The sequence below is a fragment of the Paenibacillus sp. RC84 genome, assembly GCF_041260495.1.
GTDB lineage: Bacteria > Bacillota > Bacilli > Paenibacillales > NBRC-103111 > Paenibacillus_F.
On the sequence record NZ_JBGBYL010000003.1, the window covers coordinates 560,408 to 584,547 of the forward strand.

The 24,140-nt window shown below is 57.9% G+C and carries 24 protein-coding genes; 19 read left to right on the forward strand and 5 right to left on the reverse strand.

Going from position 1 to position 24,140, the window contains the following annotated elements:
• The first annotated feature begins 2 nt into the window (after positions 1–2).
• The 4 genes from ABH899_RS09935 to ABH899_RS09950 all read left to right on the forward strand — a co-directional run bounded on the left by ABH899_RS09935 (position 3) and on the right by ABH899_RS09950 (position 4,792).
• Positions 3–1,979, forward strand: a complete 1,977-nt coding sequence (locus ABH899_RS09935; protein ID WP_369995857.1) for a nitric oxide reductase activation protein NorD — start codon at positions 3–5, stop codon at positions 1,977–1,979.
• Positions 1,980–2,115: 136 nt separating this feature from the next.
• Entirely contained in the window at positions 2,116–3,297 is a 1,182-nt protein-coding gene (gene purT, locus ABH899_RS09940; protein ID WP_369995859.1) for a formate-dependent phosphoribosylglycinamide formyltransferase, read from the forward strand.
• 104 nt (positions 3,298–3,401) lie between these two features.
• Positions 3,402–3,881 (forward strand): acyl-CoA thioesterase, encoded by a 480-nt coding sequence (locus ABH899_RS09945; protein WP_326052889.1) that lies wholly within the window; start codon positions 3,402–3,404, stop codon positions 3,879–3,881.
• A 128-nt stretch (positions 3,882–4,009) separates the two neighbouring features.
• On the forward strand, positions 4,010–4,792 hold the full coding sequence (locus tag ABH899_RS09950) for a TIGR00266 family protein (protein WP_369995860.1): 783 nt from the start codon (positions 4,010–4,012) through the stop codon (positions 4,790–4,792).
• Between the two features lie 212 nt (positions 4,793–5,004).
• Here ABH899_RS09950 and ABH899_RS09955 read toward each other — a convergent pair whose 3' ends face one another.
• Positions 5,005–5,202, reverse strand: a complete 198-nt coding sequence (locus ABH899_RS09955; RefSeq protein WP_009672458.1) for a hypothetical protein — start codon at positions 5,200–5,202, stop codon at positions 5,005–5,007.
• Positions 5,203–5,532: 330 nt separating this feature from the next.
• On the opposite strand from ABH899_RS09955, the gene ABH899_RS09960 reads away from it, so the two are divergent.
• The 9 genes from ABH899_RS09960 to ABH899_RS10000 all read left to right on the forward strand — a co-directional run bounded on the left by ABH899_RS09960 (position 5,533) and on the right by ABH899_RS10000 (position 13,561).
• Positions 5,533–6,627 carry a sulfate ABC transporter substrate-binding protein gene (locus ABH899_RS09960; protein WP_009672473.1) on the forward strand — a complete coding sequence of 365 codons (1,095 nt, stop codon included), beginning with the start codon at positions 5,533–5,535 and terminating at the stop codon, positions 6,625–6,627.
• A 69-nt stretch (positions 6,628–6,696) separates the two neighbouring features.
• Positions 6,697–7,530 carry a sulfate ABC transporter permease subunit CysT gene (cysT, locus tag ABH899_RS09965; RefSeq protein WP_218230023.1) on the forward strand — a complete coding sequence of 278 codons (834 nt, stop codon included), beginning with the start codon at positions 6,697–6,699 and terminating at the stop codon, positions 7,528–7,530.
• Between the two features lie 22 nt (positions 7,531–7,552).
• Positions 7,553–8,464, forward strand: a complete 912-nt coding sequence (gene cysW / locus ABH899_RS09970) for a sulfate ABC transporter permease subunit CysW (RefSeq protein ID WP_369995861.1) — start codon at positions 7,553–7,555, stop codon at positions 8,462–8,464.
• A 3-nt stretch (positions 8,465–8,467) separates the two neighbouring features.
• Positions 8,468–9,523 carry a sulfate/molybdate ABC transporter ATP-binding protein gene (locus ABH899_RS09975; RefSeq protein WP_369995862.1) on the forward strand — a complete coding sequence of 352 codons (1,056 nt, stop codon included), beginning with the start codon at positions 8,468–8,470 and terminating at the stop codon, positions 9,521–9,523.
• A gap of 42 nt (positions 9,524–9,565) precedes the next feature.
• Positions 9,566–10,399, forward strand: a complete 834-nt coding sequence (locus ABH899_RS09980) for an alpha/beta hydrolase family protein (protein ID WP_369995864.1) — start codon at positions 9,566–9,568, stop codon at positions 10,397–10,399.
• Positions 10,400–10,424: 25 nt separating this feature from the next.
• Positions 10,425–10,646, forward strand: coding sequence for a YezD family protein (locus tag ABH899_RS09985; RefSeq protein ID WP_009672490.1), 222 nt, complete (start codon positions 10,425–10,427; stop codon positions 10,644–10,646).
• 222 nt (positions 10,647–10,868) lie between these two features.
• Entirely contained in the window at positions 10,869–12,176 is a 1,308-nt protein-coding gene (locus ABH899_RS09990; RefSeq protein ID WP_369995865.1) for an NCS2 family permease, read from the forward strand.
• Between the two features lie 38 nt (positions 12,177–12,214).
• Positions 12,215–13,168 carry an alpha/beta fold hydrolase gene (locus ABH899_RS09995; RefSeq protein WP_369995866.1) on the forward strand — a complete coding sequence of 318 codons (954 nt, stop codon included), beginning with the start codon at positions 12,215–12,217 and terminating at the stop codon, positions 13,166–13,168.
• A gap of 231 nt (positions 13,169–13,399) precedes the next feature.
• Entirely contained in the window at positions 13,400–13,561 is a 162-nt protein-coding gene (locus ABH899_RS10000; RefSeq protein WP_369995867.1) for a hypothetical protein, read from the forward strand.
• A 124-nt stretch (positions 13,562–13,685) separates the two neighbouring features.
• Here ABH899_RS10000 and ABH899_RS10005 read toward each other — a convergent pair whose 3' ends face one another.
• A complete protein-coding gene (locus ABH899_RS10005; RefSeq protein WP_369995869.1) occupies positions 13,686–15,152 on the reverse strand; it encodes an NAD-dependent succinate-semialdehyde dehydrogenase in 1,467 nt (488 codons plus the stop codon).
• A gap of 480 nt (positions 15,153–15,632) precedes the next feature.
• Between ABH899_RS10005 and ABH899_RS10010 the strand changes: the two genes are divergently transcribed.
• Entirely contained in the window at positions 15,633–17,045 is a 1,413-nt protein-coding gene (locus tag ABH899_RS10010) for a class II fumarate hydratase (RefSeq protein WP_369995870.1), read from the forward strand.
• Positions 17,046–17,274: 229 nt separating this feature from the next.
• Here the strand turns inward: ABH899_RS10010 and ABH899_RS10015 are convergent, their stop codons facing one another.
• Complete coding sequence (locus ABH899_RS10015; protein ID WP_369995871.1) at positions 17,275–18,417, reverse strand: GNAT family N-acetyltransferase; 1,143 nt, start codon at positions 18,415–18,417, stop codon at positions 17,275–17,277.
• A 294-nt stretch (positions 18,418–18,711) separates the two neighbouring features.
• Here ABH899_RS10015 and ABH899_RS10020 point away from each other — a divergent pair, with 294 nt between their 5' ends.
• A complete protein-coding gene (locus ABH899_RS10020; protein ID WP_369995873.1) occupies positions 18,712–19,416 on the forward strand; it encodes a SanA/YdcF family protein in 705 nt (234 codons plus the stop codon).
• A 61-nt stretch (positions 19,417–19,477) separates the two neighbouring features.
• Here the strand turns inward: ABH899_RS10020 and ABH899_RS10025 are convergent, their stop codons facing one another.
• Complete coding sequence (locus ABH899_RS10025; RefSeq protein ID WP_369995874.1) at positions 19,478–21,352, reverse strand: ABC transporter substrate-binding protein; 1,875 nt, start codon at positions 21,350–21,352, stop codon at positions 19,478–19,480.
• Between the two features lie 108 nt (positions 21,353–21,460).
• Between ABH899_RS10025 and ABH899_RS10030 the strand changes: the two genes are divergently transcribed.
• The 4 genes from ABH899_RS10030 (at position 21,461) to ABH899_RS10045 (ending at position 23,690) form a co-directional block, all read left to right on the forward strand.
• A complete protein-coding gene (locus tag ABH899_RS10030; RefSeq protein WP_369995875.1) occupies positions 21,461–22,213 on the forward strand; it encodes an SDR family NAD(P)-dependent oxidoreductase in 753 nt (250 codons plus the stop codon).
• Positions 22,214–22,300: 87 nt separating this feature from the next.
• The gene (locus tag ABH899_RS10035; RefSeq protein ID WP_369995877.1) at positions 22,301–22,582 is read left to right on the forward strand and encodes a DUF1294 domain-containing protein; all 282 of its coding nucleotides are present in this window, start codon (positions 22,301–22,303) and stop codon (positions 22,580–22,582) included.
• Between the two features lie 360 nt (positions 22,583–22,942).
• Entirely contained in the window at positions 22,943–23,188 is a 246-nt protein-coding gene (locus ABH899_RS10040; protein ID WP_009672463.1) for a hypothetical protein, read from the forward strand.
• 112 nt (positions 23,189–23,300) lie between these two features.
• Positions 23,301–23,690: a hypothetical protein gene (locus tag ABH899_RS10045; RefSeq protein WP_369995878.1), complete on the forward strand. Its 390-nt coding sequence runs from the start codon at positions 23,301–23,303 to the stop codon at positions 23,688–23,690.
• 178 nt (positions 23,691–23,868) lie between these two features.
• Here the strand turns inward: ABH899_RS10045 and ABH899_RS10050 are convergent, their stop codons facing one another.
• The gene (locus ABH899_RS10050) at positions 23,869–24,081 is read right to left on the reverse strand and encodes a hypothetical protein (protein ID WP_369995879.1); all 213 of its coding nucleotides are present in this window, start codon (positions 24,079–24,081) and stop codon (positions 23,869–23,871) included.
• Positions 24,082–24,140 lie beyond the last annotated feature (59 nt).

Sequence of the window (24,140 nt, forward strand, 5' to 3'; positions counted from 1 at the left end):
CGATGTTCGTCGGGAAGCTGAATCTGCTCGATAACCGGCTGGAAGCCTTTATGCTTATGCAGCTTGTGGATCTGGCCCGGACCTTTACCCGGAACGGGGATCTGGAGCTTCAGCTCGCTTTTCATTCCCATTATGAGGAAAGTAAGGCGCTGCTGACGGTCAGCCAGTTCTGGCGGGACTGGAAACCGGCGCAGCGGGAAGCCGGAATGAAAAGCGACGTCTATCTCCGCGCGCTCGGCAGTGCGTGGTATTCAGGAAAGCGGGAAACCGATGTGTTTCTGGAGTCCGTTGCGGAGTCGCCGCTCTCCAGGCTCGGCATGGAGCTGTTTGCCCTCTGCGAGGACTTGCGGCTGGAACAGATCTGCCGGCGCAACCGTCCCGGTACCTCAGCCGTGTTTGAGGAGAGAGCGGACGTGTATAAAGGGTATTTCACGCACAAATTCAGAACGCATCTCGCCCGTCAAGAGCTTGCGGACGCGTTGTTCGTTTCCGTTTACCTCTGGTTTAAAGGGGCGGACGTGCATGCGCTCTATAGTGAAGCGGGCAGCAGGATAGGCGAAACTTCCGGGGAATCTACTGCGCCACCAAAGCATGTAGAGGAACTGCTCCGGCTTGTGCAGCCGCTGCTGGAGGAGGCCGAAACGGCGGAGACGACGGCAGAAAACGCCCGGCTGTGCCTGCATATGCTGGAGCTGCTGGAATACCGGCTGGAGCGCGATGCGGCGGACGCGTATTTCTCGGTCCGGCCCGGAAGCGGTACGGACGCGCCCTTGAGGCGCGGCGAACGTCCTGCCGGCAAGAAGGCGAAACGCCTCGCGAATGACGATGCGGAGCGGCTTAGCCCCCGGCAGGACGAAGACCGCAGAAGCGAGCGCCAGTCGATGTGGCACCGGGAGACGCGGAGCACCGCCGGGGAAGCGCTGAAGCAGTCGGTCGAGCGGGGCACGCGGACCGCGCGGTTCAGCGGGGCGGCGGCGAGGCCCGGGGACGACACGTCCGAAGAGGCTGTGGCCGCCGCACGCGGGCGTTCCGCCGCCTCCGACCGGAAGTCCGAGCCGCCGCCGGACAGCAGCGCGCCGTTCCTACCGTCCGGCGCTTCCGCCGGAAGCGGGGAAGGCCCCTCCGGGCTGCGCGCCACCGCCGAGTTTCAAGCCCCGCGGAGGCCTACCCCGGCGGAGGAAGACGCTTATCGCGAAGCGATCCGTGCGGTGGAGCCGCTGACGAGGCAGTTGACCCGCACGGTGAGACTTACACTGGAGCGCAAGCGGGTCGCCCCGCGGAGCGATCTGCTCTACGGCCGGCTCGGCCGGAGGCAGCTGCTGCGCTACGTGACGGACGAAGCGCAGCGGCTCTTCACCAAGAAGCAGAACCCCGCGCCGGAGCTCGATGCGGCCTTCTCGCTTCTTGTCGATTGCTCCGCTTCCATGTACGATAAGATGGAAGAGACGAAGCTGGGCATCTCGCTCGTTCACGAGACGCTCCGGACTCTGCGCATCCCGCACGAGGTGACGGGCTTCTGGGAAGACGCGGAGCGGGTCACGGCCGAAGAAGCGCCGAACGTGTTTCACACGGTCATCGACTTCGGCTCGTCCTCGGCTCCGCGGAGCGGCGCCGCTCTGCTGCAGCTGGAGCCGCAGCAGGACAACCGTGACGGGTTCGCGATCCGTCACGCCGCCCGGCGGCTGCTGCGGCGCCCGGAGAAGCAGCGCGTGCTGCTTGTCTTCTCCGACGGCGAGCCTTCCGCCGCCGAATACCAGGAGGACGGCATCCTCGACACGTACGAGGCCGTCCTGGAATGCCGCAGGCTCGGGATCGACGTCATCAGCGTCTTCCTAGCCAGCGGCGAGGTGCACGAAACGCAGCGGAACACAATGCGCAACATCTACGGCAGGCACGGGATCGTGGTCCCGCACGCCGCCGAGCTGCCGGAGCATCTCGCTCCGCTGCTGCGAAAGCTGTTGCTGCGCAGCGGCGGGTAGGGGGTCTTCCTGAATAATCGGCCGGCTCTTTTAGGCGTCCGCCGTCAAGAACGTTATCGCACATAGGAATACTTGCCTAACCGCAAGCCGACAAAATATAGATGCACATTGCTGCACTCAGGGGAGAGGACACCGTATGTTTGGAGCACCGCTATCAGGGAAATCGAAGAAAATCATGCTGCTCGGTTCCGGGGAGCTTGGCAAAGAAGTCATTCTGGAGGCGCAGCGGCTCGGAATCGAAACGATTGCGGTCGACCGCTACGATCACGCGCCTGCCATGCAGGTGGCGCACCGCAGCTATGTCATCGACATGCTGGACAGACAGGCGCTTCGCGAACTCATCGAGCGGGAGCGGCCCCATCTGATTGTGCCCGAGATTGAAGCGATCGCCACTCAGGAGCTTGTCGAGCTGGAGCAGGAAGGCTACCGTGTCATTCCGACCGCCAACGCGTCGCGCCTGACGATGGACCGGGAAGGCATCCGCAGGCTGGCTGCCGAGGAGCTGGGTCTGCGCACGGCGAAATACGCTTTCGCGGATACGCTGGACGAGCTCCATGCCGCGGTCGCGGAAATCGGCACGCCCTGCGTCATCAAACCCATCATGAGCTCATCGGGCAAGGGCCAGAGCGTATGCCGGTCCGAAGCGGACATCGAGGCCTGCTGGAATACGGCACTGGAAGGCGGACGGGCGAAAAAAGCCCGCGTCATCGTCGAGGCGTTCGTCACGTTCGAGTCCGAAATTACGCTGCTTACCGTCCGCTCCGTAAGCGGCACTTCCTTCTGCGCTCCGATCGGTCATGTGCAGAAGGAAGGCGACTATATCGAATCGTGGCAGCCGCACGCGATGAGCGAGGCCCAAATCGCGGATGCCGAGCAGATGGCACGGACGATCACCGATGCGCTCGGCGGTTACGGAATTTTCGGCGTCGAGCTGTTCCTGACGCGCGAAGGCGTATACTTCAGCGAGGTTTCGCCGCGTCCGCACGATACGGGCATGGTCACCATGGCGACTCAGGACCTGTCCGAATTTGCGCTCCACGCCAGAGCGATTCTCGGGCTGCCGATTCCGCAAATCCGCCTGCTTACGCCAGGCGCTTCCCATACACTGAAGGCGGACCGCGGCAGCACCGATTTCGAAATCGGCGGGCTGGAAGAGGCGCTCGCGGTGCCGGATGTCCAGGTGCGGATTTTCGGCAAGCCGGAAACGAAGCCGGGCCGCCGGATGGCGGTTGCCCTTGCCGCCGCGCAGGACACGGAAACGGCAAGAGCCATGGCCGCCGAGGCGGCGGGCAAGCTTTTTATCCGGTACGGGGAATAAAGCCCGTACCCGCAGATCTGCACGTTAGCGTTTCGTACAGCCGGGACGGAAGTTGAAGTATACAGGCTTTCGCTCCGGCCGACGAGAAGGAGGCTTTGACCCATATGGAAGCGAAACCGACGAGCATCTCCCGCTCCATTATGACTGAAGTTATTTTTCCGCTGGATACGAACTACCACGGAACGGTTTTCGGCGGCAAAATTATGGAATATATCGACAAGATCGCAACCATCGCAAGCATGCGCCACTGCCGGCGCGGAGTCGTAACGGCTTCAAGCGACAGCCTTGACTTCCTGTCACCCGTGCATCTGGGGGAAGCTATCGAGCTGGAAGCCTTCGTTTCCTGGACGCACCGGAGTTCCATGGAGGTTTACGTGCGTGTGGTGGCCGAAAACATGTTTACCGGCGAAAGACGGACTACCGCCACCTCGTTTATCACGTTCGTTGCCTTGGACGACGAAGGCCGGCCGACTCCCGTTCCTGCGGTTATACCCGAGACGGAACGGGAAATGCGCCTGTACGAATCCGCCCCGGCGCGCTACGAGGCGCGCAGGAAACGCAAAGCGGAACGGGAAGCCGATTGAAGAATCGGCGCGTGTTTGGATTTTTTGGCCGGAAACGGAACCGGCGCCTTTCATGGCCGTACCAACGGGTAAAAGATACGCGTTAACGATATCGGTTCTTATCCCAATGAACAGAGGAGTGCTTGCGCTTGAACGCTCATGAAATTGATTACAAGATCCACGGCAATGAAATGCAGTACCTAGAGATTGAGCTTGACCCGCAGGAAAGCGTCATTGCCGAAGCCGGCAGCATGATGATGATGGAAGGCAATATCGGCATGGAAACGATTTTCGGCGACGGATCGGGCGGCGGCGGCCGGGGTCTGATGGGCAAGCTGATGGGAGCGGGCAAGCGGCTGCTTACCGGCGAGAGCTTGTTTATGACCGTGTATACCAACAACGGGCGGGGCAAAGAGCACGTCACGTTCGCGGCCCCGTATCCGGGCAAAATCATTCCGATGGATCTGCACGCGCTGGGCGGCAAGCTCATCTGCCAGAAGGACTCGTTCCTGTGCGCGGCCAAAGGCGTATCCATCGGGATCGAGCTGCAGCGCAAGCTGGGAGCGGGTTTCTTCGGAGGCGAAGGCTTCATCATGCAGAAGCTGGAAGGCGACGGACTGGGCTTCGTGCACGCCTGCGGTTCTATTCTGGAGCGCGAGCTTCGGCCGGGCGAGGTGCTTCGTGTCGATACGGGCTGCTTCGTTGCGATGACGCCGGAGGTCCAATATGACATCGAGTTCGTAAAAGGCATCAAAACGGCCGTTTTCGGCGGCGAGGGGCTGTTCTTCGTTACTTTGAGAGGCCCCGGCAAAGTGTGGCTGCAGTCCTTGCCGTTCAGCCGCCTGGCCGAGAGAGTGATGGGCGGAGCTATCCGGGGCAAGGAAGAAGGCAGCGTGCTCGGGGGCCTCGGCAATCTGTTCCAAGGCCGCTAGGGCTTCCAACGCTCCAAGCAGCCGGCGTTCCCGCTTTCAGAGAACGGCTGGCGCTTCATGATTTTCCGTTTCCGCGCGGGGCGCCTGTTGCTTTGATCGCTCCGCTTTCTCCACAGCCAAGCGAACCTTGGCATACACATTGAAAAAGGCAGTTCCTTTCCGATGAAAGGAACTGCCTTTTTATGTGAAAAGCCCGGGGGCTTCTGTTTTAATCAATAATGAAGCAGCATCTGATCCAGGCGTTCGTTAAACTCGCCCATCGAAATCAGCTCGACTTGGCGCGCGTCGTAATCCTGTTCGTCGAGATAAGAGTCCACATCGACTTCGCCCGGTACATTTTCCACCACGATATCATTATTCAAATAAACGATTAAAACGCGTTCGGCGTCAGCGGTTAGGTTGTTGTTCATCTTTCTTTGACCTCCAATGAAGCAAGTGATTTCAAAAGCTTGCGCGTTTGTTTCCAACATAACTCCCACGCCTTTCTTACACGCTGCAAGAGCGTTTGAAACGGGGATTTTTTTCCTCGGAGTCCGGCGGACGGGCACTTACAATTTTTACAAAAAAACGTATTGACACGATTTATAGGCGATGCTATATTGATGTATAAATAATTCTTACTAAACTTATAGGATTTGTTTATTTTGTCCACCGGATCACCGGAGACGCGAAAAAAAAGTTCAGTAGGGAATGTGAAAAGTTAGACAACGAGGTGCCAAATTCGAAAGGGGTATATTTACATGGCTGCTTTAAAATCGCATTCTTTCAAAAGGGTTCTCGGACGCTCCGTTTCCGTCCTTGCCCTGACTTCGCTGCTCACCGGTTTGACCGCATGCGGCGGAGGAAACGAAACAACATCTACGAAAACGGGAACCGAAAACGGCGGCTCCGCACCAAAATCGGTCGAACTGCTTAATGTATCTTATGACCCGACGAGAGAACTGTACCAGGCATACAACGAAGCATTCATCAAGTACTGGAAAGAAAAGAAAGGCCAGACCGTAACGGTCAGCCAGTCTCACGGCGGTTCGGGCAAACAAGCCCGCTCGGTCATCGACGGACTGGAAGCGGACGTGGTTACGCTTGCGCTGGCTTACGATATCGATCAGGTTCAAGCGGCGGGTCTTATTGATAAAGGCTGGGAAACGGAATTAAAAGATAACAGCACTCCATACACATCCACGATCGTATTTCTCGTACGCAAAGGCAATCCGAAAGGAATCAAGGACTGGGACGATCTCATCAAGCCCGGCGTGTCCGTTATCACCCCCAATCCGAAAACTTCCGGCGGAGCGCGCTGGAACTACGTGGCGGCCTGGGGCTACGCGCTCAAGAAAAACAACAACGACGAGGCCAAAGCCAAGGAATTCGTCACCCAATTGTTCAAAAATGCGCCGGTGCTCGGAACGGGAGCGCGCGATTCAACGACTACCTTCGTGGAAAGAGGACTCGGCGACGTCCTGATCGCGTGGGAGAACGAAGCCTACCTGTCGCTCAACGAGCTGGGCAAGGATAAGTTCGAGATCGTGACGCCTTCGATCAGCGTGCTGGCGGAGCCTCCGGTAGCGGTAGTCGACAAGAACGCCGACAAGAAAGGCACGAAAGAAGTGGCTCAGGCTTATCTGGACTACCTGTATACGGAGGAAGGACAGAAAATCGCCGCGAAAAATTACTACCGGCCGCGTCTGGAATCCGTTGCGAAGCAGTACGAAAATCAATTCAAGCAAGTGAACCTGTTTAAAATCGACGATCCTGAATTCGGCGGCTGGGCCAAAGTCCAGAAAACACACTTCGCCGACGGCGGCGTATTCGACCAGATTTACAAACCGAAATAATTATGCGTGCCCGGGTGCGACGGTACAAACCGGCACCACTCGGTCTGCGATCAAGGGGACGTGTTCGCAATGGGAAGACGAAACAAAACGAAACGTATTTTACCCGGGTTCGGCTTGTCGATGGGCTTTACGGTGCTTTACTTGAGCCTGCTCGTGCTTTTCCCGCTTTCCGCGGTCGTGTGGAAAACGACGGGGCTGACCTTCGACCAGTTCTGGCAGGCAGTTACCGATGAACGGGTGGTCGCTTCCTACAAGCTCAGCTTCGGAGCTTCTTTAGCGGCAGCGCTGGTCAACACCGTATTCGGCCTGCTCGTGGCCTGGGTGCTTGTGCGCTACCGCTTTCCGGGCAAGCGATTCGTCGACGCGCTGGTCGACATGCCTTTCGCGCTTCCGACGGCCGTGGCCGGCATCGCGCTGACAAGCCTGTATGCCGACAACGGCTGGATCGGCAGCCTGCTCGCTCCGCTCGGCATCAAGGCGGCGTATTCGCCGCTTGGCATCATCATCGCGCTCACGTTTATCGGGCTTCCGTTCGTGGTCCGCACCGTGCAGCCTGTGCTGCAGGAGCTGGAGCACGAAACGGAAGAGGCCGCCGTGAGCCTCGGCGCTTCACGCTGGCGTACGTTCCGCCGCGTCATTTTCCCGCAGCTGGTGCCCGCGCTGCTGGCGGGGTTTACCCTCGCCTTCGCCCGGGCGATCGGCGAGTACGGCTCCGTCGTCTTCATTTCCGGCAACATGCCGATGAAGACGGAGATTACGCCGCTGCTCATCATGACGAAGCTCGAGCAGTACGACTATGCCGGGGCGACGGCCATTGCTCTGGTCATGCTGATCATCTCGTTCGTGCTGCTGCTCGTCACCAACGCGCTGCAAATGAAATCCAACCGGCGGGTGAGCGGATGACCGCGAAAGGAGCTGAAGCAACATGGCAGGCAATGTAGCTGCAAATTTGAGCGGGCCTTCCTCGGAACCGGCGAAGCATATCACCGAGCCCAGGGCCGTCCAGTGGCTTCTGATCGGGGGAGCCCTGTTGTTTCTCGCCCTGCTTCTGGTGCTGCCGCTGGCGACGATTTTTATCCAGGCGTTCAAAAAAGGCACCGAGGTCTATCTGGCGGCTCTGACCCAGAAGGAGGCATGGGCGGCCATCCGGCTGACGCTGACGACAGCGGCCATTGCCGTTCCGCTAAACGTAGTGTTCGGCGTGGCGGCCGCCTGGGCAATCACGAAGTTTAAATTCCGCGGCAAGAACGTGCTGGTTACGCTGATCGACCTTCCGTTCGCCATTTCGCCCGTCATTGCCGGTCTCATGTTTATCCTGCTGTTCGGGACGAAAGGATGGTTCGGTCCGTGGCTGGCCGATCACGATCTCAAGATCGTGTTTGCCCTGCCGGGCATCGTGCTCGCGACCGTCTTCATCACCTTCCCGTTCGTTGCCAGAGAACTGATTCCGCTTATGCAGGCTCAGGGCACGCAGGAGGAAGAGGCGGCGGCCACACTCGGCGCCAAGGGCTGGCGCATTTTCTGGAAAGTGACCCTCCCCAATATCAAGTGGGGACTGCTGTACGGAATTATTTTATGTAATGCGAGAGCGATGGGGGAGTTCGGGGCCGTCTCGGTCGTTTCGGGTCATATCCGGGGCAAGACGAATACCGTTCCGCTCCATATCGAAATTTTATACAACGAATATCAATTTTCGGCTGCATTTGCGGTTGCTTCCCTGCTCGTCATGCTGGCCGTGCTGACGCTGATCGTGAAAAGTCTGGCCGAATGGAAGTTCCACCAGTCCAACCGGCAGCAAACCGATTCCGGCTTAAATCACGTAACGGAGGGGAGTTAACCCATGCACATCAGTGTAAGAGGAATTAACAAGTCATTCGGCTCCTACGAAGCCGCCAAAAATATTTCGTTCGACATTGAGCAGGGCAAGCTGATCGGCCTTCTGGGCCCGAGCGGAGGAGGCAAAACGACGATCCTCCGGATGCTTGCCGGACTGGAGTCGCCCGATTCTGGAGAGATTCTGTTCCACGGCGAAAAGGTGAATGGCCTTATGCCGCAGGAACGCCATATCGGGTTTGTTTTCCAGAACTATGCGCTGTTCAAGCACATGTCCGTGTACGACAACATCGCTTTCGGCCTCCAGGTGCAGAAGCGAGGCAAAGCGGAGATCCGCACCCGCGTCCATGAGCTGCTGCAGCTGACCGGCCTGGCGGGGCTTGAGAAGCGTCTGCCGCATCAGCTTTCCGGCGGACAGCGCCAGCGGGTGGCTTTCGCCCGGGCGCTCGCTCCCGAGCCCCAGCTGCTCCTGCTGGATGAACCGTTCGCGGCCATAGACGCGAAAGTCCGCAAGGAGCTGCGCAGTTGGCTGCGGGAAATGATTTCCCGGGTCGGCATCACGACGATCTTCGTCACCCACGACCAGGAAGAAGCGGTCGAGGTAGCCGACGAAATCATGATCGTCAACAAAGGCCGGATCGAGCAGAAAGGCTCGCCGATCGACATTTACCGCGAACCGCTGACTCCGTTCGTCGCTTCCTTTATCGGCGAATCTTCGCCGCTGGAGGAAGCCGGCTCCCTGATCGGGTTCGCCGAAGCGGGCGACGCGTCCGCTATCGTCCGGCCGGAGTTCGTGGAGATCGGGCTGCCCGGCGAAATCAGCCGCCAGACGGCATCGGCGGAGGCCGTTGTCAGAAGCACCTATTTCCGCGGATCCAACTGGCAGGTTGAAGTGGAGAGCGGACCTTACCGGCTGGTTGGTTACCGTTCGCTGGAACTGCCCCAACTGGAAGAGGGGGACCATGTCCATGTTCTGGTCCACCGGCTGTACATCTTCGACGGCAATGAGACAAGAACCGTTGAAAATGCCTTAAAAAACGATCCCATGCCGGTTCATATCTGATCCGGACCTCACAGAAGCGCACTTGCAGAAAGGACTAGGGCTATGGAACATCACATCACAATCCCGAGCGGGGATTTGGAACTGGCAGCTACGCTGCACTATCCGACGGACGGGGAGGACGCCGACTGCCGAGGAGGCGCGGGCAAATGGCCGGTTGTCATTATCTGCCACGGCTTTATCGGCAACCGGATCGGCGTCGACCGGCTGTTCGTCAAGACAGCGAGGGCTTTGAGCAGCCAGGGCTACATGGTGCTCCGCTTCGATTACGGCGGCTGCGGCGAAAGCACCGGCGATTACGGAGCGGGAGGACTCGATCCGATGATCGCCCAGACCCGCCGTGTGCTGGATTACGCGCTCAGCCTGGACTGCGTGGATCCCGGCAGCGTGACGCTGCTGGGCCACAGCCTGGGAGGTGCGGTCGCCCTGCTGACCGCAGCTTCCGACCACCGCGTGCGGACCCTGGTGATGTGGTCGGCCGTAGCCCACCCGCACAATGACATCGTACGAATTGTAGGCAAGGAAGCTTATCGCCAGCTGGAGCCGGACAAAGGCATCGACTATCAGGGGTACCTGCTTACCCCGGCTTTTTTCGACTCTCTCTCCAAGCATCAACCGTTCGAGCAGCTGCGCAAATTCGGGGGAGATGTTCTCATCGCACACGGCACGGCGGACGAAGACATACCGGTAGATTACGCCCCGCTTTATCAAAAAATGTTCTGGCTCCGGGCGGACGGACGCTGCGATCTGGAACTTATCTTCCAGGCCGACCACACGTTCTCGAACCGGGACGCCACCTTTACTTTAATAGGCAAAACGTCCGCTTGGCTGGTAGACCTGCAGAAGCGTAAAAAAGAATGGTACGATTGGATGATTTGAATCGAGGGTAGAGAGGATGAGAATTATGGCCAAACCTGTTGAACTGAATGAAGTCTGGATTGACCGGATCATTCAAAGCATTAACGGATTGGAGTACGGAACCGTTCAAATCATTATTCATGACGGCCGGGTCGCTCAAATCGAGCGGACGGAACGGAAACGTTTCGACAACGAGACGAAGCGGAGCGCGGCCGGCGCCGATGCCAAGCTGCATATCGAACGCAAAGCGAGCGACGGCAGGGGATAGCCTCCTTTTTCCTGAATCGTGTACGTAATGAAGACCTGTTATCCATGGGGATAACGGGTCTTTTTCGTCGAAATGGCTTGAAACGAACCTGAATGGGAAATAATGTTAGATATAGGAATCGTAAAAGGTGCGGCCGTTCAGGCACGAAATAAATTCAGCGTGAAGTCTATCTCAATCCATGATACAATTCTTGATTAGCGGCAAGGAAAGGACTGGAATTGATTGGACAAGGCAGAAGCATGGTTTAAATTAAAAGAACGCCAGACGACGATCGGGACGGAAGTGCTGGCGGGATGTACGACGTTTATGACGATGGCGTTCGTAGTGATCGTGAATCCCGGCATTTTAAGCGCATCGGGCATGGATTTTCATGCGGTTTTCATCGCAACGATCCTGACGACTATATTTTCGACGCTCATTATCGCACTGGCGGGCAACTACCCGATCGTCATAGCTCCGGGCATGGGCATCAATGCGTTCTTTGCCTTCGGCGTCGTCCAGGGAGCGGGGGTATCCTGGCAGGTAGCGCTGGGCTCCGTATTTTTGGCCGGACTTCTATTTATGCTGATTTCACTCAGCCGGCACGGCCGGTTGTTGATCGAATCCATTCCCGCCTCGTTAAAATATGCGATTACAGCCGGTACGGGATTGTTTATTTGTTTTGTAGGGCTGCAAAACGCCAAGCTGATCGTCGCTTCACCGGATACGCTCGTCACAATCGGAAGTCTGCACGAGCCGGCGGCTCTGCTGTCCGTTATCGGACTTGTGCTCACCCTGGTCTTGATGTCTTACCGCGTCCGTGCGGCGCTTTTTATCGGAATGCTGCTGACGGCCGCGATCGGCTGGCTGATGGGGCTGCTGATTTTACCGGATCACTGGTTCGCCTGGCCCGGAACGATGACGGGGACGTTTATGCAGATGGACGTGAAAGGCGTATTCGAGCAGGGACTGTTTGCCGTTACGTTTACGTTTCTGCTGATCTCGGTGTTCGATACGACCGGAACATTGGTCAGTCTGGCGGAGCAGGCGGGACTCATGAAAAACGGCGTTTTTCCCCGTTCCCGAAGCGCGCTTATGGCGAACGCCGCCGGCGTTACGGCCGGTGCCGTAATGGGGACAAGCCCGGTTACGACGCTGATCGAGTCGGGCTCGGGAATAGCCGCAGGGGGCCGGACGGGCTTAGCGGCGGTCGTCACCTGCGCGCTGCTGGCCGCCACGTCGTTTTTGGCTCCCGTGGCGGAAACGCTGGCTAACCTGCCGTCGGTCACGGCGCCCGCGCTGATTGTGGTCGGGTATTATATGATTACCGATCTGCTGCATATCGACTGGAAAGATTTCGAAGAATCTTTCCCCGCTTTTCTCGTTCTTGTTACGATGCCGCTGACGTACAGTGTATCGACGAGCATCGGAATCGGGTTTATTTTTTACATTGTGCTGAAGGCGGCCCGGGGACGGTTCAAGGAAATCCATCCTGTGCTTTACGTGTTCGCTGCGCTGTTTATCGTGCAGATCGGATTTTTCCACGGCTGATCCCCGTCCCGCTCAAACCGAAAAACAAGGGTGATCGGATGAAGGAAACACATTTTCATTTAAACGAAGAGACGGAAATGCCTGTCTTTGTTTACCGGTGGGAGCCGGAACGGGGCACTCCCCTTCGAGGCGTCGTACAGATCGCGCACGGCATGGCGGAACATGCGCTGCGCTACAAGCGGTTTGCGGAGAAGCTCACGGCCCGCGGTTATATCGTCTACGCGAGTGACCACAGGGGGCACGGAAGAACGGCCGCCCACAAGAACGACTTGGGATACCCGGGGCCGGACGGGTTCGCGGGGATGACGGACGATATGATCGATCTGGGCAGACGGATACACGAGGAACAGGGCGGGCTGCCACTGTATCTGATCGGGCACAGCATGGGATCGTTCCTTTCCCAGAAAGTCATGTACCGGGCTCCGCAGCTTTATGCAGGCGTGGCTCTTCTCGGGACGAACGGACCGAAGGGCGCGATTTTGAAAGCGGGCATTCTGCTGGCGAAAATGCTCGTTTCCCGCAGCGGTGACCGCGTCCGCAGCAGGTTCCTGAGCCACACGGCGCTCGGCAGCTTTAACCGGCCTTTCCGTCCGAACCGGACGGAATTCGACTGGCTCAGCACGGACGAGGCGGAGGTCGATAAATTCGTGAAAGATCCGCTTTGCGGGTACATCTGCACAACGGGATTTTTTAAAGACTTTTTTATCCATCTGTCCGATATTCATCTGAAACGTCATATGCGGAGCATTCCGAAGCACCTTCCGGTCCTGCTTCTGGCCGGTGATAAAGATCCCGTCGGCGGGCAGGGCAAGGGCGTGAGACGGCTTGCGGCCTTGTACCGTAAACTGGGGCTGGAGCAGGTGGACTGCAAGCTGTATGAGAACAAACGTCACGAGATTTTAAACGAAGTGAACCGCGAAGAAGTGATGGAAGACGTGATAAGCTGGCTTGATTCTTCCCGTGGCCTGATTAAAGAACCCGTTACATCCTGAGGAGCAGACCGGACCGCGAAAGCGGTCTGTTTTTTTTAGTTGCCGGCCGCATAATCAGGGCTTAACAAAAATACCAAATAAAGGTATTATGGAATCATCTAATCAGGGATGTGATCTTCATAATGGTTACCGACACGGTAGCGGGGCTGCTTTTGTTAGGGGTCGTGGCCTGGAAGTCGTATCAAGCCCGGCAGGCTGATCACGTACGAGGTCGCGGAAGGAAACGGCCCCGTGATCGATATTATCGTAGCGGGCGCGATGGACCCTGTCCGGCTGTCCTGCAAGGAGCGAGATTTTGCCATCCTGAAGGAGCAGATCGTCCGGTATTTCGAAGAGAAGCCGGATGGCCCTCAAACGGCGGACACGGGAAGAGGGAAGATTTCCGCGGTGTGAGATGGGGAAGCATGTAGCGGGAAAGCAGATAGGAAAAAACGTCCTGCAGTTGACCGGTGAGAGATCGGGGTCGCTGCAGGACGTTTTATTTTTTAACGGAAGGCCGCTGTTTTTCGCCTTAGGGTCAGTAAAGGCCGAGCGAGATGTATTTGATCTCTACGTACTCCTCGATCCCGTATTTGCCGCCTTCCCGGCCAAGGCCGCTTTCTTTCATGCCTCCGAACGGGGCTTGGGCGGAAGAAGGCAGGCCGTCGTTTACGCCCACGATGCCGTACTGGAGCCGTTCGGCGAGGCGGATGGCGTGATTGATGTTGGATGTGAACACGTAGGACGCGAGCCCGAAAGGAGAATCGTTCGCCTGCCGGACGGCATCGTCCGGATCGGTGAATTCCACGATCGGCGCAACAGGCCCGAACGTTTCTTCCTTCATGATCAGCATAGAGCCGGTTACGCCCGTAAGCAGAGTCGGCTCGAAAAAGTAGCCGGCATGCTCAGGCACTTCCTTCCGGCTGCCGCCCGTAATGACGGTTGCTCCGCGTTCCACGGCATCCGACACGTGCTTCTGAATCTTGTTCAGGCCGTCTTCGTCAATGACGGGCCCGATTGCGGAGTCCGGGTCCATGCCGTCGCCGACCTTCAGGGCCCGGATTTTGTCCGCCAGCAGGTTTTCGAACGCTGCGCGGATGCCCTTCTGGACGTAAATCCGGTTGGCGCATACGCAGGTTTGTCCGGCATTGCGGAACTTCGACAGCAAGGTCTGCTCGGCGGCCAGCTCTACGTCGGCATCGTCCAGCACGATCACCGGGGCGTGACCGCCCAGCTCCAGCGATATTTTCTTCATCGTATCGGCGGAAGCGCGCATGATGTGCTTGCCGACCTCCGTCGATCCGGTGAAGGTCACTTTCGCCACCCGGGAGTCCGCAAACAGCGTATCGCCGATCACGGAGGCTTCTCCGGTCACGATGTTGAGTACCCCGGCTGGTATTCCGGCTTCTTCAGCGAGCTTGGCCATGTACAGCGCCGTTAGCGGCGTCTGCTCCGCGGGCTTGACGATGCAGGTGCAGCCTGCCGCGAGCGCCGGACCTACCTTGCGCGTAATCATGGCGGCGGGGAAATTCCAAGGCGTGATCGCGGCCACGACACCGACGGGCTGACGAAGGACAAACATCCGCTTGCCCGAGCTGGTTGCCGGGATGATGTCCCCGTAAAGCCGCTTGGCTTCCTCGGCATACCAGGATATGAAGCTGGCCGCGTAGGCGATTTCGCCTTTGGCTTCGGATAACGGCTTGCCCTGTTCGGCTGTCATCGTTTCGGCCAGGTCTTCCTGATGCCGCATCAGCAGGTGGTACCAGCGCATCAGCATATCGGAACGCTCGTAAGCGGATAAAGTGCTCCAGGATTGAAAAGCGGCATGGGCCGCTTCGATAGCGGCCTTCGTTTCGGCTTCTCCCGAATCCGGTACGGTCGCAATCTCGCCCAGAGTGGAAGGGTTAACGACCGAAATCGTCTTAAAGCTGTCCGCTTCGATCCATTGGCCGTTCACGTAATTCAACCAGCGTTCAGAAGTGCTGCCGGAAGTTGTCATAGTCATGAAGATCTCCTCCTTTTTGTTACGAAAAAAAGCTAACACAGTAAAAAAGGCGCACAATCGCCTTTTTGAAAAACGGCACATGGAGTGAATGCCGGGCAATTGAAAGCAGGCGGAGCCCGTAAAGCTTTTCGCTAACCGGTATCCTTAATTTATTATACCCCTTCCCATAACCGATCGCACACCGGGCCTTCTGCGGCTTCTATTTCAGTGTTTTGACGAGTTTGCGGCAGAGAGACAGCCCGTGGAAAATCCTCTTCATCCCGAGAGTGATTAGGGGAGTCTATCGACAGCAGCCGATCCTTTACATATTACGGGTATCAGCGTCAGCCAAAACGGGTATCTATGAAAGGAGGCTTTTACCGCAAATCGGTAAGGCGCCCGGCAGAACTATGAGCAAATAAGCGCGGGTTTTACCGGAACTGTCACCACGCTCTCGTCACGAGAGACCGAACAAGATTGAACGGAAGGAAGGGTGAGATCATGACCGAACAACAACCATCCATGGAGAAAAATACGAAGCGGCGCACCGCCGGCGATTCTCTGGGTCAGGTTCAGCTCCCGGCCGATGCCTATTACGGAGCCCAGACTCAGCGCGCGGTGTTGAATTTCCCGATCAGCGGATACCGTCTGCCGAGGGAGTTTATCAAAGCCCAGGGCATTATTAAAGCGTCGGCCGCTGCCGTACATAAAGAACTGGGCGAGCTGGACGGCGAGATCGCAGATGCCATCCTGGCGGCGGCGGACGAAGTGATCGAAGGGCGCTGGGACAGCCAGTTTGTCGTCGACGCTTTCCAAGCCGGGGCGGGAACGTCGCAAAACATGAACGCCAACGAGGTGATCGCCAATGTTGCGCTTGAGAAACTGGGACTGGAACGCGACCGCAAGGACAAGATCCATCCCAATGATCATGTGAACAAAAGCCAGTCGACCAACGATACGATTCCGACGGCCATTTGCATTTCCGTGCACGAATCCGTGGAGCGGAAGCTCCTGCCCGCGCTGGATAAGCTGATCGGCGAGCTCGCGAACAAGTCGAGGGAGTTCCATTCGGTCGTAAAATCGGGCCGCACCCATTTGCAGGACGCGGTTCCGCTCCGCCTGGGACAGGAGTTCGAAGGCTACGCGGCCACGATCGGCCAAATGCGAAAACAGCTGGAGCAGGCCGCGGACGGCCTCCTGGAGCTGGGCATCGGCGGCAATGCCGTCGGCACGGGAGTGAACACCCATCCCGAATATGCCGCCAGGATGGTGGCGGAGATCGGCCGCCGCACGGGCACGCCTTACCGGCAGGCTCCGAGCCGGTTCGCCTTTATGCAGAACCCGTCGGCGGCTCTGCGCGTAAGCGGGCTTCTCCGGGATTTGGCCGTGCATCTGATCAAGCTGTCCAGCGATATCCGCCTGCTTAATTCCGGTCCGCAGACGGGCCTTGCCGAAATCCGGCTGCCTGCCGTGCAGCCCGGCTCTTCCATTATGCCGGGCAAGGTTAACCCGGTTCTGCCGGAGATGCTGTATATGGTCTGCTGCCAGGTGATCGGCAACGACACGGCCGTCCAGACGGCGATGATAGGCAGCCAGCTTGAAATCAACGTCATGATGCCGGTCATCGCCCACAATGTTTTGCAATCGGCACACATTTTGAGCACTGCGGCGGAAGCGTTCTGCGAACGCTGCGTGAAAGGAATCGAAGCCGATGAGGAGCAGTGCCGCTACTGGATGGATCGCAGCTTGTCCCTGGTCACGATGCTGAATCCGATTATCGGCTACGACAAAGCGGCCGAGATTGCCAAGGAGTCGCTGAAAACGCAGAAGCCGCTTCGTCAGCTTGTCGTCGAGAAGGGGATTCTAACCGAGGACGAGTGGGAGCGGATTGTTCAGAACAGTCTTTCCGAATAAAACGGAAGCCGCCCGCTTGGGAATTCAGACAGGCGGCAGAAAAAAGTCCCGGCTCGTGCAGCATTTTGCGTGCACGTGCCGGGACTTTTTCTTATGAAATAAATAGGAAACGGGGCGGGGGAAAACGTTTGTGTTCCTTAGCCGCAAGTTTCCGTCTTCATCCCGTGCGGTTCAAACGGTTTTTAGCGGCGTGAAACGTACTTCTTGTAAGCCGTCGTGCCGTACAGCTTTAAATGTAGTTTAGCCCTGCCGTATACGGGAAAGGGAGCGGGAAGACGGACCGGAGCTCTTCCTGCCACTGGGCAGGCGCAATCCGGACCACGGCGTCCGGATTGAACAGCAGCTCCATCCAGTCGTCCACGCTCAGGAGAAGATCCGGCAGTCCGTGCAGCGTCAGCCGTACGCCGCCTTCTCCGGTTTCGCCTACGCCGAGCCGCTCACCGAGCCTGCTTCCGCTCTGTTCGTCCAGGTAGGGACGGAGCTGTCTCAGAAGAAGCTGCGCGTCCGTCACAAGAAGGGTGCCTTCATTCCGGCTTTCTTCCGACGGGAAACTTCGCAGGGCTTCGTGCAGTCCCGTTTCATAAAACGGGACCGCCGCCTGAAACTCGGCCAGCTCCAGCTGGGCGGTAAGACCGGCGAGGAGCCGTGCGGCCGCTTCGGGTTCGCCGGCCCACTCGATCAGCCGGGGGAACCGCGTGGACGTCGCGGCCGGGTCCGGCACGGCCGCGACGATAAAGGCCGCGAGCTCGCCGTCCTTCTCGGCGATCCACGTCTCGTGCCGCAGCTTCAGGCAGCTGGCGTACGCACGCGCGTCGATCAGGCTGCCGAGATCCCACGGGCTCTGCTCGAAAGCCGAGCGGCGGGCGGCGGCCAGTCTGCTCATGGCCGGCAGGTCGCCCCGCTCATACGGCCGCAATCGGTAACCTCCTGCGGACTCATCCGCCTGCAGGGGGGCAGCGCCGCCCAGCGCATAGCGGCGGAGGGAGCCGAACGGCCGGCAGCCTGCGCGGGTGTAGAGGGAGCGGCCGCCGGAGACGAGCAGCAGGGAGCCGCCCGAACGCGCCACCTGCCCGCGGGCGGCGGCGAACAGTTCGCCCGCGATGCCTTGTCCGCGGCTTTCCGGGTGCGTGCACACGGAGCCTAGCGAATAGACGGCAAGCCGTGCGGGACCGATGCGGATGACAGACGGGAGCAGGCCCATGAAGGCGACGAGCCGCCCGTTTTCGAAAGCTCCTACGGATTGGGAATGTAGAGCGGAGAAGAGGAACGGGAAACCTTCCGCCATCGAAATCTGCTCGGAATCCCGGAAAATCGAATCCGCCAAATCGGCGGCCTCCCGCATCTCTTCCTGGTTGACAAGCCGGATGTTCATGTAAATATTCATCCTTTCCGCCGTTTTTAACGGTTTTCTCTATTATAGAAAATGCCCGGCCGCAAAGGCAGGTAAAATTTACAAATTGATCATAATTTCTAACCGGCCGCTAAGAAGCGGACTTGGCTGTCCGGACGCCGCGTTCAGCTTGTGAGGCTTTAACGCCGATAAGAACGTTCTATATATCGATAGCGAAAAAAAGGAAAATTAAGGTATAATAACCTCGGTATCCTCTTCATTTCAATAGAGTCGGATCGGAATTTAGGCAAGATTATGGTACGGGGAGAGCTGGGGATGAAACTGCGCTGGAGAGGGCTGGCATACGGCCTTGGAGCTGCTGCGATTGCAGGCGGGATTTGGTTGTTTACCTCGGATTACGAAGTGAGAAAAGAAGGGACGGCCCGTAAAATAAGCGCGGAACAGGCGCCTTCAGCCGAAGCGATTATCGTGCTTGGAGCAAAAGTCCATCCGGACGGGCGGCTTTCGGATATGTTAAAGGACCGGATGATCACGGCCGCGGAGCTGTACGAGAGCGGAAAGGCGGACAAAATCCTCGTGTCCGGCGATCATGGAACACTCGGCTATAACGAAGTAGGGGCGATGAAAAATTTTCTGCTCGAGCGGGGGATTGCGGAAGAGCGCATTTTTATGGATCATGCCGGTTTTAATACGTATGAGTCCATGTACCGGGCCAAGGCTATTTTTCAGATCCGCAAAGCCATCGTCGTCACTCAAGATTATCATCTGGCGCGGGCGCTGTATGACGCGAAGGGACTCGGCGTTGAAGCGTACGGCGTGGCGGCGGATCGCCAGGAATACCGGGGCATGGCGAAATTCAAGGCCCGCGAAATGGCGGCGAGAAGCAAAGATTTCGCTTTGATCCGGTTCTTCAAACCGCAGCCGACTTACTTGGGGGAAGTGATTCCCATTACCGGTGACGGCCGGTCGACCAAAGATTCCTGGCTGATCGAGGAGGCGGTATGGCGGCCGAATGCCTGAGAATACGGTCAGGCACAGATATCGGCACCAACAGAAAAAGCGCCTCTTGCGGGCGCTTTTTTCAGTGAATCGTCCTGAACGTGGGGCCTGTGTCCGCCGAGGCTGTATGTCCGGCAAGCGGATCTTGCGGCTCGAACCAGATGTGACGGTAATCGATATGGCCGAAGGCGTTCAGTTTTAGCCCGCGTACGCTTTTGTGGTAAGTAGTCTGCATTCTCCGGTGATAGAGAAAATGGACCGCGCTGTCTTCCGTGAGAAGGGACTCCAGCTTATCGAAAAGGTCCAGCCGCTTGCGGGGATCGGGCTCGGCAAGCAGTTTGCCCACTCTCCGGCTCAGCTCCGCGCGCAGCGGGTCGTCGAACATGCGCCGGATCGACCCTTCCTCCTGCATGAAAAGCTCCAGCAAAGAGAGCGTCTCGCTTTCGTCCAATACGACTTCATACAGAACGAGATCGGCCTCATCCATGACATCGGGTGTAAGGAATTCATCCCGCTCATGGAGCACCACCTTGATGTGGAGTCCGGCTTTGAGGCAGCGGGTTACGATCCAGTCGATGTCTTCGTACGTTTTGTATGAATCTTTGCAGTGGAGGGTCAGTTCGGTTCCGGCGTAGGCGGAGGAGTCCGGAATACCGGCGGTTTCTTTCTCCTTCTCCTCCAAGTAAGGGGTACAGCCTATCTGCAGGCTTTTATCGGGCAAAAAGCTCGCGGCCGCAATGGCGCGGCTCTCTCCCAATTCTTCGACCATCGCGCAAGCTTGAATGACGGAACGCACGTACCGGCGGAGTCCGGCGTCCTGCAAGGGGCCTTCCTTGCGGCGGTTGAACGAAAGAAGCGCACACCCCGAGGAAATGCATTCTACCGCCTGCCAGTCATGCTGGGGCTTGGAGCCGGGCGCATAAGGGGCGCGCTGGACCATATTGCAGGCGTCCGTCATCACAACCAGTTCCGGTGAATCGCGGAGCAGAATGTGCTCGACGACATCCAGGAACGGGCGTCCCAGGTAGTAGCGTTCGTTGGCGTGCAGCAGATACCCGTAGCCGGGTCGGATCTCCAGCCGGAAAGGACCGGTACCGACGGGACAAGTGAAGTAGACCGCGGGGTCCGCTTCGCAAAGCTCCCGGGGCAGAACCGCCGCAGACGGCGAGGTCAGACAGTGCGGGAAAAGCACGTGCGGTTTGTCCAGCACGAACTGGATGGCCATCCGGCTCAGAACGCGGATCTGCCGGACATCTTCAAGCATCCAGCGCTGGGGCGAGAACACCTCGGGACTCAGCAGCCTGCGGATGGAGTATGCGGCATCGGCCGCTTCCAGTTCCCGGCCGTGGTGAAAGAGCACGCCTTTGCGCAGGTAGAACGTCCAGATCGTGCACGTTTCATCCGATTCCCAGTGATGGGCGAGACTCGGCACGAAGTCGCCTGCGGCTCTGTCGTACCGGACGATGGTATCGAATAACTGCCGGCTTAAATGGACATCATTGGCAAAGAGCAGGGCGGCCGGGTCGAACGTCCGGTAGGTTTTGTTAATGGGCAGCCGCAGCACGTCGGCGTCCTGTTCCGTGTCTTTCGCCTTGTATCCGAAATAGCGGGAGACATGCTGTAGAAGCTGTTCTTTCATTAAAGGCGTATCCGCATACTGGTGTATCCACTCGAAAGCGTGCTGATACTGTTCTTTCTCGGCAAATTCGGCCGTTTGCTTCATCAGCATTTCTTCCAGAGTATAATGGAAGTGGAGCTCGGATTTGTTCCCTCGGCCGCGGCCGGGAACCCAGGTGATCCAGCCGGCTTCGGACATTTTGCGGATCACGAGTTTGACGTTGCGCACCGTGCAGTGAAGCCGTTCGGCCAGTTCCTCCAGGGTGAGGGAGACGGGAAGCCCTTGCGGCACCGCGCTGTACGCTCGGCACAATTCGAGATAATGATGGGTAATCTGCATCCCGATCCCGCCTTTACATGAGAATTTTCTCCTGATTATACAAGAAGCGGGTAAGGAGCGAAAGCGAACAGGCTCAAAAATAAATTCGATTCCGGGAGGGTTTCCTTCATGAAAATAGAGTTTGCCGGCAAAGCCGTTATTGTGACGGGAGCGGCCTCGGGCATCGGCCGCGTAATCGCGCGCCGCTATGCCGAGCGAGGAGCGGCCGTCGTCCTGGCGGATACGGACGAGGCCCGCGGAGAAGACAACGCGCGGACGATCCGCGAAGGAGGCGGGGAAGCGCTGTTCGTTCCGGCGGATATGAGCCGGCCCGGCGACATCGTCCGCCTCATCGAGCAGGCAGCCGGGACGTACGGCCCGCTCGGCTGCCTGATCAACAACGCCGGCGTCTCCGAATGGAAGTCGACGTACGACTTGACAGTGGAGGAGTGGGACCGTGTCCTCCACACGAACCTGCGCGGCACGTTCCTCTGCGCGCGGGAAGCGGCGAAGCGGATGCGTGAAACCGGAGGCGGCAGCATCGTGAACATCGCGTCCACGCGGGCGCTGATGTCGGAGCCGTCTTCGGAAGCATACGCCGCTTCGAAGGGAGGAATCGCGGCGCTGACGCATGCGCTCGCGATATCGCTGGGCCCGGACGGCATCCGCGTGAACTGCATCAGCCCGGGCTGGATCGAGACCGGGGACTACGGGGCGCTGAAGCCGTCCGATCATAAGCAGCACCCTTCGGGCCGCGTCGGCACACCCGACGATGTCGCCAGGGCCTGCTTTTACTTGACGGATCCCGCGAACGACTTCGTTACCGGAGAGAATCTTGTCATTGACGGGGGCATGACCCGCAAAATGATGTATGAAGAATAGAAAGACCGGAGTTTCTCGCTCCGGTCTTCGCTTTTTACCCAAATAATTGTAAACTAATAGAGAAGCGGACTTTATACTAAAGAAGAGGTGTTTTTCATCAAGATTCTTGTCCTATATCTTCTTGTCGTTAATCTTGTGGCATACGTCTGGATGGGCGCCGACAAACGCAGAGCGCGCAGCAGGGAATGGCGGGTACCGGAGAAGCGGTTGTTCCTGACGGCTCTTATCGGTGGGGCTCCCGGTATCTGGGCGGGCATGTATGCCTACAAGCACAAAACCAGACATTTCACGTTCAAATACGGAATTCCGCTGCTGCTGATCGTCAATGTGATCGTTTTCTGGAAGCTGTTCCGTTTTGTGGGGGAGTGAATTTTCATAACGGGGAGAGCCGGTTTAACGAGACTGGACTCCGTGTGAAGAATAATGAAGAAAAACTCCAATTGATGTGGTAGAATAAAAAAATACATAGAAACTGTTTCAAACGGGATTACACAGGTACAGCGACAGTCGTTAAGCCGGGAGGCCTCATGAGGCACACCGGCGGAAGAGCAGGGAAGTAAGCCATCCGACTTGACTCCTTGAACCAAACACCCTATGATGGAAAGGCTGCCGTCCGCTGCTGCTCGCGGATGGCTTTATGCTGTGGACTTCAATCCCCGGCTCTCGGCGCGATGCGCCCTGATTTCGGCCGGAAACGCACATTCTTTTTAACGACCGGAGGAGATCGTGATGGACCATACATTTCTGATCGTCAAAGTGGCGGAACAGGAACAATTACATACGGTGATCCGAACCTTGAAACAACATATGCTGGCTCCTCTGCTCGCCTGGAAAACGCCCGGGAAGAGACACCGGTCCCATCTGATTCTGCGCGGGGATCTCGCCCGTTTGACGGAGGCCAAACTATTGCTGGGCGGACTGATGTCGGCTCAAAGCATCGAGATGGATTTTCAGGTGCTGATGCTCGCGTCGTAGCGCATTTTCCGAGATTCGCCCGTCCGGGATGAAACCCCGTAAGGTTGTCAGTCCAAGACCGGTATGCTAAGGTGGACATACATCCTTTTTTTTGAGGGGGGCGCCAGACGGAATGAATCCCGATTTTATTTCCATCCAGATGACAGACGGCGAATTGAAATATTCCCATAAGAAAAACGGTCTGGGACTTACGGTCACGACGAAAGAACTCATCGTCCAGAAACCCCACGTCAATTACTATATCCCTTTGCAGGCGATTCTCAGCATCGTGCCGTTCGAAGCCAAAGGACGCACGCTCACGTTGTCTTCCCGGAACGGAGGCGGGAGCGAGCTGACTTCGATGTCAGCGGGCCTTCCGCATTACAGGCTTAGCGTCAGCGGCGTAAGGCTTCATAACCGAAGCGGCATCTTTACGATGGGCGCGGTGGAATTCATCGTTCCGCTGCGCGACGAACTGCTGCTCACCGTATCGCGGTTGAGCGGTCTTCACGCCGTCGAGTAATCGCCTCAAGCGCAAGCGCGAACGAGCTGCAGCACCGGGAGACGCACATACACAAAACCCCCGCAGGAAAGCCTTACGGCCTTGAAACTGCGGGGGTTTTTGCATAGCCGGCAGCGGTGGATGGAGCGTCCGTGCCTTGCCGGGCTAAAGCCGCCGTGCGCCATCTTCAGCGGAAGGCTCAGGCTCTGTCCGGCGTGGATTCGGGCCGGTAGCCGGCTTCCGCCTGTGCTTCGGGGCCCAAGCCATTGTCGTCTTCGATGGTTCCGGCTTCGTAAGACTGGAGGAACTGCTCTCGGGTCAGTTCCGTTCCTTCTGCGGAAGCGGCTTCGGCATTACCCCCGGAGGAACTTGGGGTACCCACTGCGAAATTGGGATCGTGATTGTCGGTCATAGACATAATCTCCTTTAAAAAGACCTCCGCTTGGAGGCCGCGATTGGGTTTAGTATGTT

Bases quoted from the DNA above. Each gene is read 5' to 3' on its own strand.
- ABH899_RS09935 (WP_369995857.1), top strand. From the start codon at position 3: ATGTTCGTCGGGAAGCTGAATCTGCTCGATAACCGGCTGGAAGCCTTT.
- purT (WP_369995859.1), top strand. From the start codon at position 2,116: ATGTTTGGAGCACCGCTATCAGGGAAATCGAAGAAAATCATGCTGCTC.
- ABH899_RS09945 (WP_326052889.1), top strand. From the start codon at position 3,402: ATGGAAGCGAAACCGACGAGCATCTCCCGCTCCATTATGACTGAAGTT.
- ABH899_RS09955 (WP_009672458.1), bottom strand. From the start codon at position 5,202: ATGAACAACAACCTAACCGCTGACGCCGAACGCGTTTTAATCGTTTAT.
- ABH899_RS09960 (WP_009672473.1), top strand. From the start codon at position 5,533: ATGGCTGCTTTAAAATCGCATTCTTTCAAAAGGGTTCTCGGACGCTCC.
- cysT (WP_218230023.1), top strand. From the start codon at position 6,697: ATGGGAAGACGAAACAAAACGAAACGTATTTTACCCGGGTTCGGCTTG.
- cysW (WP_369995861.1), top strand. From the start codon at position 7,553: ATGGCAGGCAATGTAGCTGCAAATTTGAGCGGGCCTTCCTCGGAACCG.
- ABH899_RS09975 (WP_369995862.1), top strand. From the start codon at position 8,468: ATGCACATCAGTGTAAGAGGAATTAACAAGTCATTCGGCTCCTACGAA.
- ABH899_RS09980 (WP_369995864.1), top strand. From the start codon at position 9,566: ATGGAACATCACATCACAATCCCGAGCGGGGATTTGGAACTGGCAGCT.
- ABH899_RS09985 (WP_009672490.1), top strand. From the start codon at position 10,425: ATGGCCAAACCTGTTGAACTGAATGAAGTCTGGATTGACCGGATCATT.
- ABH899_RS09995 (WP_369995866.1), top strand. From the start codon at position 12,215: ATGAAGGAAACACATTTTCATTTAAACGAAGAGACGGAAATGCCTGTC.
- ABH899_RS10005 (WP_369995869.1), bottom strand. From the start codon at position 15,152: ATGACTATGACAACTTCCGGCAGCACTTCTGAACGCTGGTTGAATTAC.
- ABH899_RS10010 (WP_369995870.1), top strand. From the start codon at position 15,633: ATGACCGAACAACAACCATCCATGGAGAAAAATACGAAGCGGCGCACC.
- ABH899_RS10015 (WP_369995871.1), bottom strand. From the start codon at position 18,417: ATGAACATCCGGCTTGTCAACCAGGAAGAGATGCGGGAGGCCGCCGAT.
- ABH899_RS10020 (WP_369995873.1), top strand. From the start codon at position 18,712: ATGAAACTGCGCTGGAGAGGGCTGGCATACGGCCTTGGAGCTGCTGCG.
- ABH899_RS10025 (WP_369995874.1), bottom strand. From the start codon at position 21,352: ATGCAGATTACCCATCATTATCTCGAATTGTGCCGAGCGTACAGCGCG.
- ABH899_RS10030 (WP_369995875.1), top strand. From the start codon at position 21,461: ATGAAAATAGAGTTTGCCGGCAAAGCCGTTATTGTGACGGGAGCGGCC.
- ABH899_RS10040 (WP_009672463.1), top strand. From the start codon at position 22,943: ATGGACCATACATTTCTGATCGTCAAAGTGGCGGAACAGGAACAATTA.
- ABH899_RS10045 (WP_369995878.1), top strand. From the start codon at position 23,301: ATGAATCCCGATTTTATTTCCATCCAGATGACAGACGGCGAATTGAAA.
- ABH899_RS10050 (WP_369995879.1), bottom strand. From the start codon at position 24,081: ATGACCGACAATCACGATCCCAATTTCGCAGTGGGTACCCCAAGTTCC.